Raw genomic sequence first — 17,369 nt, forward strand, 5'->3', positions numbered from 1 at the left:
TGCGGTCCGGGTGCGGCCCTCAGCGCCCCGCGACCTGGAGCACGATCTTGCCCTGGGTGCGGCCCTGTTCCCCGTGCGCGTGGGCCTTGGCGGCCTCCTCCAAGGGCAGCACCGTGTCGATCTCGGCGCGGAGCTTGCCCGCCTCGACCAGGCGGACGATCTCCAGGAGTCCCGCGCGGTCCGGCTCGACGACCGTCCACCCCGCGTGCACGCCGAGCTCCGCGGCCCGCACGGGGTCCGGCAGGCCGCCCGGGTCGGGCAGCGTGACCAGGTGGCCGCCGGGGCGCAGCACGTCGAGGGAGCGCGTGCCGTACGCGCCGCCCACGCCGTCCAGGACGATGTCCACGTCGCGCACCGCCTCGGCGAAGTCCACGCGCGTGTAGTCGACGATCTCGTCCGCGCCGAGCCCGCGCAGGAAGGCGTGCTTGTCCGCGCGGGCCGTTCCGACGACGTACGCCCCGTGGGCCTTGGCGATCTGCACGGCGAGGTGCCCGACGCCCCCGGCCGCCGCGTGGATCAGCACCCGCTGCCCGGACCGCAGCCCCGCCGTCTCGACGAGCCCCTGCCAGGCGGTGAGCGCCGCCAGCGGCAGCGCGGCGGCCTGGACGTGGTCGATGCCCTGCGGCTTGGGCGCGAAGCGCCGGGCGGGCGCCGCGAGGAACTCGGCGTAGCCGCCCGCCTGTTCGGGGAAGCGGGGCATGCCGAACACCTCGTCGCCGGGCCGGTACAGGGTGACTCCGGGGCCGACCTCCTCGACGACGCCGGACACGTCGTAGCCGAGGATCGGGGTCTCGCCCCAGCTGCCGAAGGCGCCCTCCGCGCGGGTCTTCCAGTCGACCGGGTTGACGCCCGCGGCGTGCACCCGGACCAGGATCTCGGTCAGGCCGGGCTCGGGGCGGTCCACCTCGACCGGGACCAGGTTCTCGGGGGCGCCCCAGGCGCGGGGGCTGACGGCACGCATCTTCATGGTCTGTCTTCCTCTTTCGGGAACGGCCGGTTACGGGAAACGGCCGGTTCCGGGAACGGCTCGTGGGACCAGAGTGCGTCGGTGCGCACGGGCGCGGTGCTGGCAGTTTGGCCATGATGTGACAGGATTCGGCCATGGTCTGCAGTGGAGTGAAGGGCGTGCGGGGCGCGCACCGCGTGGCCGTCCTCGCCCTGGACGGCGTCTACGCCTTCGAGCTGGGCATCCCGTCCCGGGTGTTCGGCAGCGCGCAGGACGGCCTGCGGCGGCCGCTCTACGACGTCGTGGTCTGCACGGTCGACGGGCGGCCGGTGCGCACGGACTCCGGGTTCACGGTCTCCGCCGAGCACGGCCCGCAGGCCCTGGAGGCGGCGGACACCGTGGTGATCCCGCCGACCCGGCACTTCGACGAGGGGATGGCGGCCGACGGGCTGCCCGCGGCGGTGACCGACGCCCTGGCGCGGATCAGGCCCGGCACCCGGATCGTCTCGTTCTGCAACGCCTCGTACGTCCTCGCCGCCACCGGCCTCCTGGACGGGCGGCCCGCGACGACGCACTGGAACGTCGCCCGCGACTTCCAGCGGTCCTTCCCCCGGATCAAGGTCGACGCGGACGTGCTCTTCGTGGACGACGGCGACGTCCTGACCGCGGCGGGCGTCGCGGCCGGCATCGACCTCTGCCTGCACCTCGTGCGCCGCGACCACGGCGCCGCCGTCGCCAACCACGTCGCCCGCGTCTGTGTCGTACCGCCCTGGCGCGACGGCGGTCAGGCGCAGTACATCGAGCGGCCCGTCCCCGAGCCCACGCTCGCCACCACGGCCGCCACGCGTGCGTGGGCCCTCGAACGGCTCCAGGAACCGCTGCCCCTGGGGGAGCTGGCCGCCCACGCACGCATGAGCCTGCGGACCTTCACGCGCCGCTTCCAGGAGGAGGTGGGCATGCCTCCCGGGCGGTGGCTGACCGCCCAGCGCATCGAACTGGCCCGGCAGCTCCTGGAGTCCAGCGACCTGCCCGTGGACGTGGTGGCCCACCGGTCAGGGTTCGGCACCGGCAACTCCCTGCGCCAGCACATGCGTTCCGTCCTCGGCGTCTCGCCGCTCGCCTACCGGCGGACGTTCACGGCTGCTTCGTGACCTCCGCCTCGTAGAAGCAGAAGTGGTCCTTGATCCCGGCCACGGCGGCTTTCGGCTCCGGGTACGCCCACACGGTGTCCTTGCCGTCCTTGCCGTCCTTGCCGTCCTTGCCGTCCGGCAGCGACCAGTAGGAGGCCGTTCCCTTGAACGGGCAGTACGTGCGGGTCTCCGACGGCGTCAGGAGATCGGTGCGCACGTCCTCCGGGGGAAGGTAGTGGCGCACGGGACAGCCCGTCTCGTGCAGCAGCAGGGGGCGGCGGCTCTCCGCCACGACCTGCCCGTCCCGCACCACGCGTACGTGGTCCGTGCCCCGCTCGATGGTGATCACATGTCCTTCGCTCACGGTCGTGCCCTCCTCGTCGAGTGGTCTCCCGTACGTCAGCGCCCGTACGGGCCGCCTTCTTCCCCCGGCGCTCCGCGGGGCCGCCACCCGTCGGCGCCGTGCGGCCGCGCGGACCGTACCGTGGGCGCATGAACATCTGCGTCTTCCTCTCCGCCGCCGACCTCGACGACCGCTACACCCGCCCGGCGCGCGAATTCGCCGAGCTGCTCGGCAGGGGAGGCCACACGCTGGTCTGGGGCGGCTCCGAGAGCGGCCTGATGAAGGTCGTGGCGGACGGCGTGGACGCGGCGGGAGGCGGGCTCGTCGGCGTCTCCGTGGACTTCCTCGCGGCCAAGGCCAGGCAGGTGTCCGCGCCCCACGAAATGGTGATCGCGCGTGACCTCGCCGAGCGCAAGGCGCTGCTCCTGGAGAAGGCCGACGCCGTCGTGATCATGGTGGGCGGCACCGGCACGCTCGACGAGGCCACCGAGATCCTGGAGCTGAAGAAGCACGGCAAGCACACCAAGCCCGTGGTCCTGCTGAACTCCGAAGGCTTCTACGACGGCCTCAAGGAGCAGTTCCGCCGTATGGAGGACGAGGGCTTCCTGCCCGTCCCGCTGACCGACCTCGTCTTCTTCGCGGAGGAGCCCGTGGGCGCCCTGGCCTACCTGGAGGAGCAGGCCGGCACCCTCTGAGCAGGCCCGCGCGGGCCGGGGTGGGACCATGGGCGCATGGCAACACATGTGATCACCGGGGCCGGCTCCGGCATCGGCGCGGCCGTCGCGCGCCGCCTCCACGCACGCGGCGACGAGCTCGTCCTGCACGCACGCGACGCGGGCCGCGCCAAGGAGCTCGCCGCCGAGTTCCCCGGCGCGAGCACCCTCGTCGGCGACCTCTCCGACCCCGACAAGCTCTCCTGGGCCTTCGGGCACCAGTCGCTGCCCGCGCGCGTGGACTCGCTCCTGCACATCGCGGGCGTCGTCGACCTCGGCCCGGTCGGCGAGCTCACCCCCAAGGCCTGGCGCCACCAGCTCAACGTCAACCTCATCGCCCCCGCCGAGCTCACCCGCCACTTCCTGCCCCAACTGCGGGTCGCCCAGGGCCACGTGGTCTTCGTCAACTCGGGCGCGGGACTGAACGCCGGCGCCGACTGGTCCGCGTACGCCGCCTCCAAGCACGGCCTGAAGGCGCTGGCCGACTCCCTGCGCCAGGAGGAGCACGCGGGCGGGGTGCGGGTCACCTCCGTCTACCCGGGCCGCACGGCGAGCGCCATGCAGGTCAAGGTCCACCAGCAGGAGGGCAAGGAGTACGACCCCTCCCGCTTCATCGACCCCGAGTCGGTCGCCACGACGATCCTCATGGCCCTGGACCTGCCGCGCGACGCGGAGGTCAACGACCTGACGGTGCGGCCCGGCCGATGAGCGCGTTCACCTGGGGCCCGGCGACCGGCGTCGGGTCCATGCCCGGCGGCGACGCCCGGGAGGCCGCGAAGACCGTCACCGGCAGCTTCGAGTGGCCCGAGCAGGGCATGGCCCACCTCGCCGAGCTGCCCGCGCGCGGGCCCGGCGCCGACATGATCGGCCGCACCGCAGGGCTCCTCGTCGACCTGTACGCGCGCGTGGAGCCCAGCGGCTGGCGCGTCGGCGACCGCCCCGGCCGGGACACCCGGCGGGCCAGGGCCTGGCTCGGCGAAGACCTCGACGCCCTGGAGGAGTTCACCCAGGGGTACGAGGGGCCGCTCAAGGTCCAGGCCGTCGGCCCCTGGACCCTCGCCGCCGCCCTGGAGCTCAAGAACGGCGAGTCCGCGCTCTCCGACCCCGGCGCCGTCCGTGACCTCGCGGGATCCCTCGCCGAAGGCCTGCGCGAACACCTGGCGGACGTGCGGCGCAGGGTGCCGGGCGCCCAGGTGGTCCTGCAGCTCGACGAGCCCTCGCTCATCGCCGTGCTGCGCGGACAGGTCAAGACCGCCAGCGAGTACCGCACGCACCGCGCCGTGGACCGCCAGGCCGTCGAGAGCACGCTGCGGGACGTCCTGGGCGTCCACGGCGAGGGCCCCGCGGTCATCCACTCCTGCGCGCCGGACGTGCCGTTCGCGCTGCTGCGCCGCGCCGGTGCCGACGCGATCTCCTGTGACTTCTCGCTCCTCACCGAGCGTGACGACGAGGCGATCGGTGAGGCGGTCGAGGGGGGCACACGGCTCTTCGTCGGTGTCGTGCCGGGCGTGGACGGCGGATTGTCAGACCCTGCCGGTAGCGTCATGGGTGTCAGGACGCTGTGGCGCAGGCTGGGGCTGAATCCGGGATCACTCGCGGAGTCGGTCGTGGTCACTCCGTCGTGCGGGCTCGCGGGCGCTTCACCCGCGTACGCGCGCGCGGCGCTCGCCCACTGCGTCAAGGCGGCGAGATCGCTCGCAGACAACCCTGAGTAATTGGGTATGACGTAACGGGAGGACGAAACGGTGGCTGTCGAACAGCAAGGCCAGCAAGGATCTGTGCCCGCCGAGGCACGGGATCGGCATGCCCAGCTGGCCGAACAGATCGAGGAGCACCGCTTCCGGTACTACGTGAAGGACCAACCGGTCGTCAGCGACGCCGAGTTCGACACACTCCTGCGCTCTCTCCAGGCCCTGGAGGAGGAGCACCCGGAGCTGCGCACCCCGGACTCGCCGACCCAGAAGGTCTCCGGGTCCTACGAGACGGAGTTCACCGCGGTCGAGCACCGCGAGCGCATGCTCTCCCTGGACAACGCCTTCGACGACGCGGACCTGGCCGCCTGGGCCGACCGCGTCGCCAAGGAGGCCGGCACCCCGGACTTCCACCTGCTGTGCGAGCTGAAGGTCGACGGCCTCGCGGTCAACCTGACGTACGAGGACGGCAAGCTGACCCGAGCCGCCACCCGCGGCGATGGCCGCACCGGTGAGGACATCACGCCGAACGTCCGTACGATCGCGGACATCCCCCAGCGGCTCAAGGGCGACCGCGTCCCGGCCCTGGTGGAGGTCCGCGGCGAGGTCTTCTTCCCGATGGAGAAGTTCGAGGAGCTCAACGCCCGCCTGGTGGAGGCCGGCGACAAGCCCTTCGCCAACCCCCGCAACGCGGCGGCGGGTTCGCTGCGCCAGAAGGACCCGCGCGTCACCGCGACCCGCCCCCTGCACATGGTCGTGCACGGCATCGGCGCCCGCGAGGGCTTCGACATCGACTGCCTCAGCCACGCCTACGAGCTGCTGCACGAGTGGGGCCTGCCCACCGCCCAGCACAACAAGGTCGTCGAAGGCCTCCAGGGCGTGCGGGACTTCATCGCGTACTTCGGCGAGCACCGCCACTCCGTGGAGCACGAGATCGACGGCGTCGTCGTCAAGCTCGACGAGATCCCGCTCCAGGGCCGCCTCGGCTCCACCTCCCGCGCCCCGCGCTGGGCCATCGCCTGGAAGTACGCGCCCGAGGAGGTCAACACCAAGCTCATCAACATCCGCGTCGGCGTCGGCCGCACCGGCCGCGTCACGCCGTACGCCCAGGTGGAGCCCGTCACCGTCGCGGGCTCCGAGGTCGAGTTCGCGACCCTGCACAACCAGGACGTGGTGAAGAAGAAGGGCGTCTTCATCGGCGACACCGTCGTGATCCGCAAGGCGGGCGACGTCATCCCGGAGATCCTCGGCCCGGTGGTGGACCTGCGGGACGGCAGCGAGCAGGAGTTCGTCATGCCCGCCGAGTGCCCCGAGTGCGGCACCGCGCTGCGGCCCATGAAGGAGGGCGACATCGACCTCCGCTGCCCCAACGCCCAGTCGTGCCCCGCCCAGTTGCGTGAACGTCTCTTCTACCTGGCGGGCCGCAAGAGCCTGGACATCGAGAACTTCGGGTACGTCGCCGCGGCCGCGCTCACCAAGCCCTTGGAGCCCGCCGACCCGCCGATCCTCGACGAGGGCGACATCTTCGGCCTGAAGGTCGAGGAGCTGCTGCCCATCAAGTCCTACGTCCTCGACCAGGACTCGGGACTGCCCAAGCGCGACCCCAAGACCGGCGAGGAGAAGGTCGTCACCTTCTTCGCCAACCAGCAGGGCGAGGCGAAGAAGAACACCCTCGCCATGCTGGAGAACATCGCGGCGGCCAAGGAACGGCCGCTCGCCCGCGTCATCACGGGCCTCTCGATCCGGCACGTCGGCCCGGTGGCCGCCGAGGCGCTGGCCCGCGAGTTCCGTTCCATCGACCGCATCGAACAGGCCACCGAGGAGGAACTGGCCGCAGTGGAGGGCGTCGGCTCGACCATCGCGGCCTCGCTCAAACAGTGGTTCGCCGAGGAGTGGCACCGGGAGATCCTGCGCAAGTGGCGGGCTGCCGGGGTGCGCATGGAGGAGGAGGCGAGCGGCGAGGACGAGGGACCCCGCCCGCTCGAAGGCCTCACGGTGGTCGTCACCGGAACGCTGGAACACCACACCCGGGATGGCGCGAAAGAGGCGCTGCAGAGCCTCGGGGCCAAGGTGACCGGTTCCGTTTCGAAGAAGACGGCCTTCGTGGTCGTGGGTGACAACCCGGGATCCAAGTACGACAAGGCCATGCAGGTGAAGGTTCCGGTTCTCAACGAGGAAGGCTTCGCTGTCCTGCTCGAACAGGGACCGGACGCGGCGAAGGACGTCGCGCTTCCGACCGAGGAGTAGCGGTTGAAGGCCACCCGTTCAGCGCATACCAGATGCATACGGGTGGCCGGGTCGCATTCGGGCAACCGTAGTCGACCGCTGCCCGTGGAAGCCTTCTGCGGCCTACTGTTGAGGTGTGCGCCTGCCGTGCCCCGATGCGAACGGGGTACCTCCTGCTCATTCAGAGCCTGGAAGGGGGCATCCCCTGCTCGACACGAGTTCGGGAGCAGGGCATCTCCTTGCTCGTGGAGAGCTCGGGGACGGAAATCCGGACGCGGCCGAACAAGGTCCGAGTCCGCTTGGCGTGGGCACCGCCGGCTGTGAGAGGGACGGGAATGGAACCGACCGAGAGCGCCGCCCCGGACTCACGGCTGCGCGCGCGCCTGTGGCGCGCGCCGGGAGCCTGGCTGCGCGGCCGCCGGACCGCGACGACCACCGACCCGGGCACGGCGCCCGGACCGGCCCGCGCCGCAACGGGCGCGCTGAGCACCGCCGTCGAACCCCGCGAGCGCGCCTGGACCTCCCCGCACGGCGCGGACAACTCCACGGCCTGCGCCGGCACGGGCGACGCCGCGCAGGACGTCCGTGAGCGCTGGCCGCTGCTGCCCGTCGCCGCCGTCGCCGCGGCCGCCGTCCTGCTGGGCGCGGGCTTCTTCCAGGCCGTCTCGGGCCGGCACGCCCTCTTCCCCACCGGCACGGCCGGCTGGTCCCTCGCGATCCTCACCGGCCTCATCGTCGGCCATCTCGTCGCCCTCGGCCGGGACCGCTGGTGGGGCGGCACGGGCTCCGGCGGCGCCCTCACCGTCGCCGTCCTCCTGCTCTATGGCTGGGTGCCGGCCGGCATGGTCAGCCTCACCGTCGTCGTCCTGGTCGGCGTCGCCCGCAGGCACCGCTGGCGCCAGGGCGTGCTGCACGGCGCCGTCGACATCCTCGGCATCGGCGCGGGCGCGCTCGCCCTGGCCGCGTTCGGCACCTCGCCGAGCGCCGAGTCGCCGTGGCTGCCCGAGACCTGGGACCTGTACACCGCCCCCCAGGTGGGCCTGGTCGCCGTCGCCTACCTCGCCGTCACCCGCGTCCTGCTCTGGTACGTCCACGCGCCCCGCACCGGCGCCCTGCCGACCGTCACCCGAACGGCCCTGGTCCGGCAGGGACTCCTCGGCATCGCGCTGCTCGGCATCGCCCCACTGATCTGCGTCGTGGCCATCTCCCTGCCGATCCTGCTGCCGCTCTTCGCGATCCCGCTGGTCGCGCTCGACTCCACCCTCTGGATCGCCCGCGCCAGGGCCGAGGAGCAGCTGCGGGACCCGCTGACCGGGCTGCCCAACCGGCAGTGGCTGCTCGAGCGGACCTGGACGGCCCTCGACGACGCCGAGCGGATCGGGGCGCGTTCCGCCCTGATGCTGATCGACATGGACCGCTTCCGTTCGGTCAACGACACCCTCGGCCACCTGGCAGGTGACCGGCTGCTGCTGCAGATAGCGGACCGGCTGCGCGTCGCGCTGCCCCGGGGCGCGGAGGCCGCGCGCCTCGGCGGCGACGAGTTCGCCGTCCTGCTGCCGGTCGCCGACTCCACCACGTCGGCAACGCGCGTGGCCCGCCAGCTGGTCGCCGCGCTCGGTTCCCCGCTCGACCTGGACGGCCTGACCCTGGTCCTGGAGGCCAGCGCGGGCCTCGCCGTCTTCCCCGACCACGCGCTCGACGCGGAGGGCCTCCTGCGGCGGGCCGACGTCGCGATGTACCAGGCCAAGCGCGACCGCACCGGCGTCGAGGTGTACGAGTCCAAGCGGGACTCCAACACCCCCGACCGCCTGGGCCTCCTGGGCGACCTGCGCCGCGCCCTGGACGCGGGCGACGTCGAGCTCCACTACCAGCCCAAGGTCCGCTTCGACGGCAAGGTCGCCGGCCTTGAGGCGCTGGTGCGCTGGGTGCACCCCGAGCGCGGCAAGGTGCCGCCCGACGAGTTCATCGCGATCGCCGAGTCGTCCGGCCTCATGCCGCACCTGACGGAGTACGTCCTGGAGACGGCCCTCGCGCAGGTCGCGCGGTGGCAGGCGCAGGGCCTGAAGGTCCCCGTCGCCGTCAACGTCTCGCCGCGCGACGTCCACACCCCCGGCTTCGCCGGCGCGGTCGCGGCGCGGCTGGCCCGTCACGGAGTGCCCGCCGGTGCCCTGCAGCTGGAGATAACGGAGCACGTCCTCCTGGAGGACCCGCAGCGCGCCGCCGACACGCTGGCCGGGCTGACCGGCCACGGCGTCAAGATGTCGCTCGACGACTTCGGCACGGGCTACTCCTCTCTGGTCCACCTGCGTCGCCTCCCGGTCAGCGAACTGAAGATCGACCGCTCTTTCGTGGCCCGCCTGGCCATCGACAACGAGGACGCGGAGATCGTCCGCTGCACCGTGGACCTCGCCCACTCCCTCGGTCTGCTCGTCGTCGCCGAGGGCGTCGAGGACGACGAGACCTGGGAGCGCCTGCGGGACCTGGGCTGCGACGCGGTGCAGGGCTGGCTGGTCGCCGCGGCGATGCCCGCCGACGAGGCGACGGCGTGGCTGCGGGCGCGGGGGTCGCACGGCTGGCGCCGCCCCGCCGACCTCGCCGCGGAGGCGGCGGCCGCCGCCGAGGGCTCCGACGTGGGGCAGTCCTCGGGGCACGTGGTGCAGTAAGGGCGGCCGGTCCGGCGGCGGCGCGGGTGGGCGCGGTGAAAGCTGTCGTGGGGGCGGCGCGGGGCCCGTGGTGGCGCGGTGGCGAGCCCGTCGCCGGGCGGCGGGGAAGAAACCGTTTAACGGGCACACCGCACCGCCCCATAGGATTGGGCCCACAACCCACACACTCACCCCTGAGGATCGCCGCATGCCTGGCATTACGCGCGAGGAGGTCGCCCACCTCGCCCGCCTTGCACGTCTGGAGCTGAAGGCCGAGGAGCTCGACCACTTCGCCGGACAGCTCGACGACATCATCGGCGCGGTCGCCCGCGTCTCCGAGGTCGCCGACCAAGACGTACCGCCGACCTCGCACCCGCTGCCGCTGACGAACGTCATGCGCGCGGACGAGGTCCGTCCGTCGCTCACCCCCGAGCAGGCGCTCTCGGGCGCCCCGGCCCAGGAGCAGCAGCGTTTCAAGGTGCCGCAGATCCTGGGGGAGGACTAAGAACATGACGGACATCATCAAGCTCACCGCCGCCGAGATCGCTTCGAGGATCGCCTCCGGCGAGCTCACGGCCGTCGAGGTCACCGAGGCCCACCTGGCCCGGATCGAGGCCGTCGACGAGAAGGTGCACGCCTTCCTGCACGTCGACCGGGAGGGTGCCCTCGCGCAGGCCCGCGCCGTCGACGAGAAGCGCGCCAAGGGCGAGAAGCTCGGTCCGCTGGCCGGCGTCCCGCTCGCGCTCAAGGACATCTTCACCACCGAGGGCGTGCCGACCACGGTCGGCTCCAAGATCCTCGAGGGCTGGATCCCGCCGTACGACGCGACCGTCACCAAGCGCCTGAAGGCCGCCGACGTCGTCATCCTCGGCAAGACCAACATGGACGAGTTCGCCATGGGGTCCTCCACCGAGAACAGCGCCTACGGGCCCACCGGCAACCCCTGGGACCTCACCCGCATCCCCGGCGGCTCCGGCGGCGGCTCCAGCGCGGCCCTCGCCGCGTACGAGAGCCCGCTGGCCATCGGCACGGACACCGGCGGCTCCATCCGCCAGCCCGCGGCCGTCACCGGCACGGTCGGCGTCAAGCCGACCTACGGCGGCGTCTCCCGCTACGGCATGGTCGCGTTCTCGTCCTCCCTCGACCAGGGCGGCCCCTGCGCCCGTACGGTCCTGGACGCCGCGCTGCTGCACGAGGTGATCGCCGGGCACGACGAGCTCGACTCGACGTCCATCGACGCCCCGGTCCCCGCCGTCGTCGAGGCCGCGCGCAACGGCAGCGTCCAGGGCATGCGCGTCGGTGTCGTCAAGCAGTTCCGCGGCGAGGGCTACCAGGCCGGCGTCGTGCAGCGCTTCGACGAGTCCGTCGAGCTCCTGAAGGAGCTCGGTGCCGAGATCGTCGAGCTGGACTGCCCGACGTTCGACCTGGCGCTCTCCGCGTACTACCTGATCGCGCCGTCCGAGTGCTCCTCGAACCTCGCCCGCTTCGACGCCATGCGCTACGGCCTGCGCGTCGGCGACGACGGCACGCGGTCCGCCGAGGACGTCACCGCGCTGACCCGCGAGGCCGGCTTCGGCGACGAGGTCAAGCGCCGCGTCATCCTGGGCACGTACGCGCTGAGCTCCGGCTACTACGACGCGTACTACGGCAGCGCCCAGAAGGTCCGCACGCTCATCACCCGCGAGTTCGAGGCGGCCTTCGAGCAGGTCGACGTGATCGTCTCCCCGACGACGCCGACCACCGCCTTCCCGATCGGCGAGCGCGCCGACGACCCGATGGCGATGTACCTCGCGGACCTGTGCACCATCCCGACCAACCTGGCGGGCAACTCCGCCATGTCGCTGCCCTGCGGCCTCGCGCCGGAGGACGGCCTGCCCGTCGGACTGCAGATCATCGCTCCCGCCATGAAGGACGACCGGCTGTACAAGGTCGGCGCTGCCGTCGAGGCCGCCTTCGTGGAAAGGTGGGGGCACCCGCTCCTCGAGGAGGCTCCGTCGCTGTGAGTGCACTGAACAAGGCCAAGGGCTTCAAGAAGTCCAAGACCGGCACGTACCTGTCGATCGGCACCACCGCTTTCGGTGCGATCAGCGTGCTCAAGCAGGCCAAGAAGGCCCGCTATGACCACGACACGCTCCGTCTCGTGGACGCCGTCGTCTCCGCTGCCGCCATCGCCACCGGCGTCGCGCTGCTCTTCCGCGAGCTCAAGCGCCTCGGCGACGACGACGTCCTGCTGGGCTGAGAGGGAAAGTTTCACCGTGACTGTCACTTCTGACCTGGTGTCGTACGAGGATGCCCTCGCGACGTACGACCCCGTCATGGGCCTCGAGGTCCATGTCGAGCTCGGCACCAAGACCAAGATGTTCTGCGGCTGCTCGACCGCGCTCCAGCAGGACGCGAACAGCCAGACCTGCCCGACCTGCCTCGGCCTGCCCGGCGCGCTGCCGGTCGTCAACGAGATCGGCGTCGAGTCCGCGATCAAGATCGGCCTCGCGCTGAACTGCGAGATCGCCGAGTGGTGCCGCTTCGCCCGGAAGAACTACTTCTATCCGGACATGCCGAAGAACTTCCAGACCTCCCAGTACGACGAGCCGATCGCCTTCAACGGTTATCTGGACGTCCAGCTGGAGGACGGCGAGATCTTCCGCGTGGAGATCGAGCGCGCCCACATGGAGGAGGACACCGGCAAGTCCACGCACGTCGGTGGCGCGACGGGCCGTATCCACGGCGCCTCGCACTCCCTCCTGGACTACAACCGCGCCGGCATCCCGCTCATCGAGATCGTCACCAAGCCGATCGAGGGCGCGGGCGAGCGTGCCCCCGAGGTCGCCAAGGCGTACGTCGCCGAGCTGCGCGAGCTCATCAAGGCGCTCGACGTCTCCGAGGCCCGGATGGACAAGGGCCAGATGCGCTGCGACGTGAACCTCTCGCTGCGCCCCAAGGGGCAGCAGGAGTTCGGCACCCGCAGCGAGACGAAGAACGTCAACTCGCTGCGCTCGGTGGAGCGCGCGGCGCGCTTCGAGATCCAGCGGCACGCGGCGGTGCTCGGCTCCGGCGGCACGATCGTGCAGGAGACCCGTCACTTTCACGAGGAGGACGGCTCCACGACCTCCGGCCGCATCAAGGACAACGCCGAGGACTACCGGTACTTCCCGGAGCCGGACCTCGTGCCCGTCGCCCCGGCCCGCGAGTGGGTCGAGAAGCTGCGGGCCGGTCTGCCCGAGATGCCGCGCGTGCGCCGCAACCGCCTCCGCGAGGAGTGGGGCGTCAGCGAGCACGACATGCAGTCGATCCTCAACGCGGGCGCGGTCGACCCGATCGTCGCCACCATCGAGGCGGGCGCCGACAGCGCGTCGGCCCGCAAGTGGTGGATGGGCGAGCTGTCCCGCCACGCCAACGAGTCGGGCAAGGCCCTGGAGGAGCTCCCCATCACCCCGGCGCACGTCGCCCGGGTGGCCGAGCTCGTCACCGCAGGTGACCTGAACGACAAGCTGGCCCGCCAGGTCATCGAGGGCGTCCTGAAGGGCGAGGGCACGCCCGACGAGGTCGTGGAGAAGCGCGGCCTGAAGGTCGTCTCGGACGAGGGCGCGCTGACGGCCGCCGTCGACGAGGCCATCGCCGGCAACCCCGGCGTCGCGGACAAGATCCGCGGCGGCAAGGTCGCGGCCGCCGGCGCCCTGGTCGGCGCGGTCATGAAGGCCACCCGTGGCCAGGCCGACGCGGCCCGCGTCAAGGAGCTGATCCTGGAGAAGCTGGGCGTCAGCGAAGGCTGAGTCCTTCCTCTCCGGTACGTGACCACGTGACGGGGGCGGGGCACCTGACGGGTGCGCCGCCCCTTTCGCGTATCCGGGGCCGTCCGCCAGGTTCGTGCCGCGGCTCGGGTCAGGGCTCGTCCTCCCGCGGCGCTCCGAAGGGCTCGAAGAACATGTGCTCCAGCGGGTCCTGGTCCCTGCGCAGCCAGAAGAAGCCCTCGACGGCCGGGCCGCCGCCGCGCAACCAGGTGAGCAGCGTCTCGGTGAAGCTGGCCGTCAGGGGCGGGCCCTGGTCGGAGTGCCGGGGGGTGACCGCGACGCGCCACTCCTCGGGTTCGCCCTCGGCGCACCAGCCGATCTGGTCCCCGTCGACGGTCGAGGCGACGGGGAGGAAGCCGCCGGGCGCGGGCCAGGCGGGCAGCAGGAAGTCCTCGGGGAAATCCTCCCGAAGCGACCGGTAGCCCTCCAGCATCTCCTCGATCACCCCCGCGAGGCCGAGCCGGTGGTCGAGGTCGAGCGGGGCCGGCATGTCCAGCCACCAGCTCCAGTTCCCCGCTCCGTACCGCTCCGCGAGCGTCACGAAGTCCGGGGGCAGCCGGGTGCCGATGCGCTCGAACAGCTCCTCCCAACTGCCCTTGCCCAGGTGGGGGGGGTGAGGGGCGGCGGTATCAGCGCGGTGATCGCGGGCACGCCCTCGCCCTCGGTGAGCGCGGCGTGCTGGGGGCCGTCCACGTACGTCCCCCGGGGCGGCGGGGTCCAGGGCGTCGCGTCGGACGTCGGGGCCCAGGTGCGCACGGCGCCCGGCAGCGGTCCGAGCAGCCGGTGCGCGCGGGCGGGGTGCGGGACACCGGTGCGCAGGGCCGTGAACAGGAAGTCGAGCAGCGGGACTTCGTACTCCACCCAGGGCGCGTCGCCGCCGACCGCGACCGACGTGGTCAGCAGGACGACCGGCCAGGCGTCCGGGTCCTTCGACGCGGCCGTGTCCCAGAACAGGTGGTCGCCGTCCGAGGTGGTGGCGAAGGCGAGCAGGCCGCCCTCCTCGGGCAGGAAGGGGCGCTCCCGCCGGGAGAACAACAGAGGCCTGATCGCGGAGTGCCGGTGGGTCTCCACGACCCAGGAGGCGTACTCGTAGCGGCCGTCGGCGCTGACGCAGGGCGTGTGCAGCCGCAGTGCCGCGGCGTCGGGGTGGCCCACCTCGACCGGCCCGTACGCCGACGCCAGCGCCTTGTAGTCGGCGGGCAGGGGGAGTTCGAGCCAGGCCTCCACCGCGGTCCAGTCGACGGCGGGCACGGTGTCGGGCGGTGGCCCGACCAGGTCCGTGAAGGCGGCGATGCGCGCGGTGAGATCCATGTCTCCGAGAATGGCACCCGCCACTGACAGCGCCCTCGGTCCCGCGCCCCGCACGGGGGCCAACGCCCCCGCGACCGAGACCTTTTGGACGTTCACCCCGACTTTGTCCCACGGCCTTCACAGGGAAACCGGACGTCACTAGCGTCCCCGCCGAACAGGTCAATGGATCGGCAGAGAACCATTGGATGTTGGCCAGGACTACTGGGAGGTCGCACGTGACTCCGGAGATTTCGCGCAGACGCCTGATGGCGATCGGTGGGGGCGCGCTCGGCGCCGCCACCGTCGGCTCGTTCCTGCCGCCCTCGCTGCAGGAGGCGCTCGCGCACGAGCCGCCGAAGGACGGCGGCCTCGACACGATCGAGCACGTGGTGATCCTGATGCAGGAGAACCGGTCCTTCGACCACTACTTCGGTTCCCTGCGCGGTGTCCGAGGCTTCGGCGACCGCAACGCGATCCGCCTCCCCGGCGGCACGTCGGTGTTCGAGCAGCCCGCCGCCCTGCGCACGATCCTGCCCTTCCCGGTCCGGCAGGCCGCCGCGACGCAGAAGAAGGACCTGCAGTACATCGGCGCGCTCGACCACTCCTGGAGCGGTGGCGCCAAGGCCTGGCACGACGGCTGGATGGACGGCTGGATCACCGCCAAGACGGCGGCCACCATGGCGTACTACACGCGCGAGGACATCCCGCTGCACTACGAACTCGCCGACACCTTCACCGTCTGCGACGCCTACCACTCGTCGATCCACACCTCCACCAGCCCCAACCGCAACCACCTGTGGAGCGGCAAGACGGGCTACGAACCGAACGGCAAGCGGGCCGTCGGCAACGACGCGTACGACGAGGGCACGCACCCCGGGTACGGCTGGGGGACGTACGCCGAGCGCCTGGAGAAGGCCGGCGTGAGCTGGCGGACCTACACCGAGTGGGAGAACTTCACCGACAACCAGATCGAGTTCTTCACCACCTTCAAGGCCATCGCCCGCAAGGTCCTCGCCAAGACCGGCCTGACCTTCATGGAGGCGTTCTACGCCAAGGTGCGCGACGCGAAGGACGAGAGCGAGCGCGCCAAGCTGCTCGCCACCCTGGAGGAGGGCGTCGCCACGCTGACCAAGCGTGAGCGGTCCCTCTTCGAGCGCGGGTTGCGGCGCGTGCCGACCGGCAAGCTCGCCGAGGAGTTCGCCAAGGACGTCGCGGGCGGCACCCTCGCCGAGGTCACCTATCTGGTGCCCTCCGCCCAGGATTCCGAGCACCCGAGCGTCTCCTCGCCGGTCCACAGCGCGACCATCGTCTACAAGGTGCTCGACGCCCTCGCCTCCCACCCCGAGGTCTGGCGCCGCACCGCCGTCTTCATCAACTACGACGAGAACGACGGTTTCTTCGACCACGTCCCGCCGCCCGTGCCCGGCGGCGACTCCGCCGAGGAGCTGGAGGAGCGCTGGGAGGGGAAGCCCACCGGGCTGGGCGCGCGGGTGCCGATGCTCGTCGTCTCGCCCTGGACCGTCGGCGGATACGTCTGCTCCGAAGTCTTCGACCACACCTCCGTCGTCCGCTTCCTTGAGAAGTGGACGGGTGTGCGCGAGCCCAACATCAGTGCCTGGCGCCGCAAGGTCACCGGCGACCTCACCGGCGCCTTCGACTTCCGGCGCGGCCACCGGCAGCCCGAGGTGGACCGGCCCGGCGCCATTCCCGGGTTCAGCGGCCGCTGGTCCCCGCAGCCGCCCCTGCAGCAGTCCATGCCCGTCCAGGAGCCGGGCACCCGCCGCGCCCGCCCGCTGCCCTACCAGCCCGACGCCGACGTGCGGCCCGGCGAGGACGGCGCGCTCACGGTGCGACTGCGCAACGGCGGCCGCTCCAGCGCGCACTTCGCGCTCTACCCGTACGCCGGGGAGTTCACGGTCCCGCAGCACCAGGACGTCGTGCGCAAGGGCTCCTGGACGGTGCCGGTGCCGGGCGACACGTACGCCTTCACCGTCACCGGGCCGAACGGCTTCCGGCGCGAGTTCACGGGCAGCAAGGGGGGCGAGGGCGGCAAGGAAGGCAAGGGAGGCAAGGGCGGACAGGGACAGATGGACGGCGGCGCCGGGCTCGCCTCCGCGATCACCCGTCGTGAGATCCACCTCACCCTGGCCAACCGCGGCCGTCATGACCTCGTCTTCACGGTCAAGCCACTCGGATATGTGGATGAAGCAGACATGAGGAAGCGGACGCGGACCGTTCGCGTCAAGGCACGCAGCAGCCGCACGGTCGCCTGGCACACCGCCGACGAACACGGCTGGTACGACGTCGAGGTCACCACCGGCGGCGGCGCGGCCTTCCGGCGGCGGCTCATGGGGCACATCGAGAACGGCCGGGCCAGCGTCTCGGGCTGACGCCCGGCGTGCGCGGGGCGCACGAGGGTCCAGGCGGACCCCGTGCGTTCCCCGGGCGGCCCGGAGGCACGCCTTGTGCTCTTGTGAGTAAGGCCACGAAAGGGGCCAAGGATCATCAAGTGCTGTCAAGGTGACTGCGGCGCTCATGTCGCCACTCATGCGTTCTTTGCGGACTTCCAGTTGCTCGACTGCGCGCTCCGGTAAAGATCC

General features: G+C 71.9%; 15 protein-coding genes. 11 read left to right on the forward strand and 4 right to left on the reverse strand.

The window, feature by feature from the left end; genetic code table 11:
• Nucleotides 1-19 precede the first annotated feature (19 nt).
• Entirely contained in the window at nt 20-961 is a 942-nt protein-coding gene (locus ACZ592_RS32070; RefSeq protein WP_471585349.1) for an NADP-dependent oxidoreductase, read from the reverse strand.
• A gap of 140 nt (nt 962-1,101) precedes the next feature.
• Here ACZ592_RS32070 and ACZ592_RS32075 point away from each other — a divergent pair, with 140 nt between their 5' ends.
• Entirely contained in the window at nt 1,102-2,097 is a 996-nt protein-coding gene (locus ACZ592_RS32075; protein WP_471585191.1) for a GlxA family transcriptional regulator, read from the forward strand.
• Here the strand turns inward: ACZ592_RS32075 and ACZ592_RS32080 are convergent.
• The gene (locus ACZ592_RS32080; protein WP_471585192.1) at nt 2,081-2,440 is read right to left on the reverse strand and encodes a DUF427 domain-containing protein; all 360 of its coding nucleotides are present in this window, start codon (nt 2,438-2,440) and stop codon (nt 2,081-2,083) included. The two genes, ACZ592_RS32075 and ACZ592_RS32080, sit on opposite strands and share 17 nt — an antisense overlap.
• A gap of 128 nt (nt 2,441-2,568) precedes the next feature.
• Here ACZ592_RS32080 and ACZ592_RS32085 point away from each other — a divergent pair, with 128 nt between their 5' ends.
• The 9 genes from ACZ592_RS32085 to gatB all read left to right on the forward strand — a co-directional run bounded on the left by ACZ592_RS32085 (nt 2,569) and on the right by gatB (nt 13,461).
• On the forward strand, nt 2,569-3,114 hold the full coding sequence (locus ACZ592_RS32085) for an LOG family protein (RefSeq protein WP_471585193.1): 546 nt from the start codon (nt 2,569-2,571) through the stop codon (nt 3,112-3,114).
• Between the two features lie 36 nt (nt 3,115-3,150).
• Nucleotides 3,151-3,840, forward strand: coding sequence for an SDR family oxidoreductase (locus ACZ592_RS32090; RefSeq protein WP_471585194.1), 690 nt, complete (start codon nt 3,151-3,153; stop codon nt 3,838-3,840).
• Nucleotides 3,837-4,847, forward strand: a complete 1,011-nt coding sequence (locus ACZ592_RS32095) for a methionine synthase (protein WP_471585195.1) — start codon at nt 3,837-3,839, stop codon at nt 4,845-4,847. Before ACZ592_RS32090 ends, ACZ592_RS32095 begins: the two co-directional genes overlap by 4 nt.
• 30 nt (nt 4,848-4,877) lie before the next feature.
• On the forward strand, nt 4,878-7,070 hold the full coding sequence (gene ligA / locus ACZ592_RS32100) for an NAD-dependent DNA ligase LigA (RefSeq protein WP_471585196.1): 2,193 nt from the start codon (nt 4,878-4,880) through the stop codon (nt 7,068-7,070).
• A 314-nt stretch (nt 7,071-7,384) separates the two neighbouring features.
• The gene (locus ACZ592_RS32105) at nt 7,385-9,712 is read left to right on the forward strand and encodes a putative bifunctional diguanylate cyclase/phosphodiesterase (RefSeq protein ID WP_471585197.1); all 2,328 of its coding nucleotides are present in this window, start codon (nt 7,385-7,387) and stop codon (nt 9,710-9,712) included.
• A 187-nt stretch (nt 9,713-9,899) separates the two neighbouring features.
• Nucleotides 9,900-10,196 carry an Asp-tRNA(Asn)/Glu-tRNA(Gln) amidotransferase subunit GatC gene (gene gatC, locus ACZ592_RS32110; protein WP_010984178.1) on the forward strand — a complete coding sequence of 99 codons (297 nt, stop codon included), beginning with the start codon at nt 9,900-9,902 and terminating at the stop codon, nt 10,194-10,196.
• Between the two features lie 4 nt (nt 10,197-10,200).
• Entirely contained in the window at nt 10,201-11,694 is a 1,494-nt protein-coding gene (gene gatA, locus ACZ592_RS32115) for an Asp-tRNA(Asn)/Glu-tRNA(Gln) amidotransferase subunit GatA (protein ID WP_471585198.1), read from the forward strand.
• Nucleotides 11,691-11,930 (forward strand): hypothetical protein, encoded by a 240-nt coding sequence (locus ACZ592_RS32120; RefSeq protein WP_471585199.1) that lies wholly within the window; start codon nt 11,691-11,693, stop codon nt 11,928-11,930. The genes gatA and ACZ592_RS32120 overlap by 4 nt, the downstream gene beginning before the upstream one ends.
• 16 nt (nt 11,931-11,946) lie before the next feature.
• The gene (gatB, locus tag ACZ592_RS32125; RefSeq protein WP_471585200.1) at nt 11,947-13,461 is read left to right on the forward strand and encodes an Asp-tRNA(Asn)/Glu-tRNA(Gln) amidotransferase subunit GatB; all 1,515 of its coding nucleotides are present in this window, start codon (nt 11,947-11,949) and stop codon (nt 13,459-13,461) included.
• 109 nt (nt 13,462-13,570) lie between these two features.
• Here gatB and ACZ592_RS32130 read toward each other — a convergent pair whose 3' ends face one another.
• Together ACZ592_RS32130 and ACZ592_RS32135 are read right to left on the reverse strand one after the other, a co-directional pair.
• On the reverse strand, nt 13,571-14,020 hold the full coding sequence (locus ACZ592_RS32130) for a hypothetical protein (RefSeq protein WP_471585201.1): 450 nt from the start codon (nt 14,018-14,020) through the stop codon (nt 13,571-13,573).
• Entirely contained in the window at nt 14,017-14,790 is a 774-nt protein-coding gene (locus tag ACZ592_RS32135; RefSeq protein WP_471585202.1) for an SMI1/KNR4 family protein, read from the reverse strand. Before ACZ592_RS32135 ends, ACZ592_RS32130 begins: the two co-directional genes overlap by 4 nt.
• 215 nt (nt 14,791-15,005) lie before the next feature.
• Here ACZ592_RS32135 and ACZ592_RS32140 point away from each other — a divergent pair, with 215 nt between their 5' ends.
• Nucleotides 15,006-17,159, forward strand: a complete 2,154-nt coding sequence (locus ACZ592_RS32140) for a phosphocholine-specific phospholipase C (protein WP_471585203.1) — start codon at nt 15,006-15,008, stop codon at nt 17,157-17,159.
• Nucleotides 17,160-17,369 lie beyond the last annotated feature (210 nt).

This window comes from Streptomyces sp. NPDC040622, assembly GCF_055593965.1.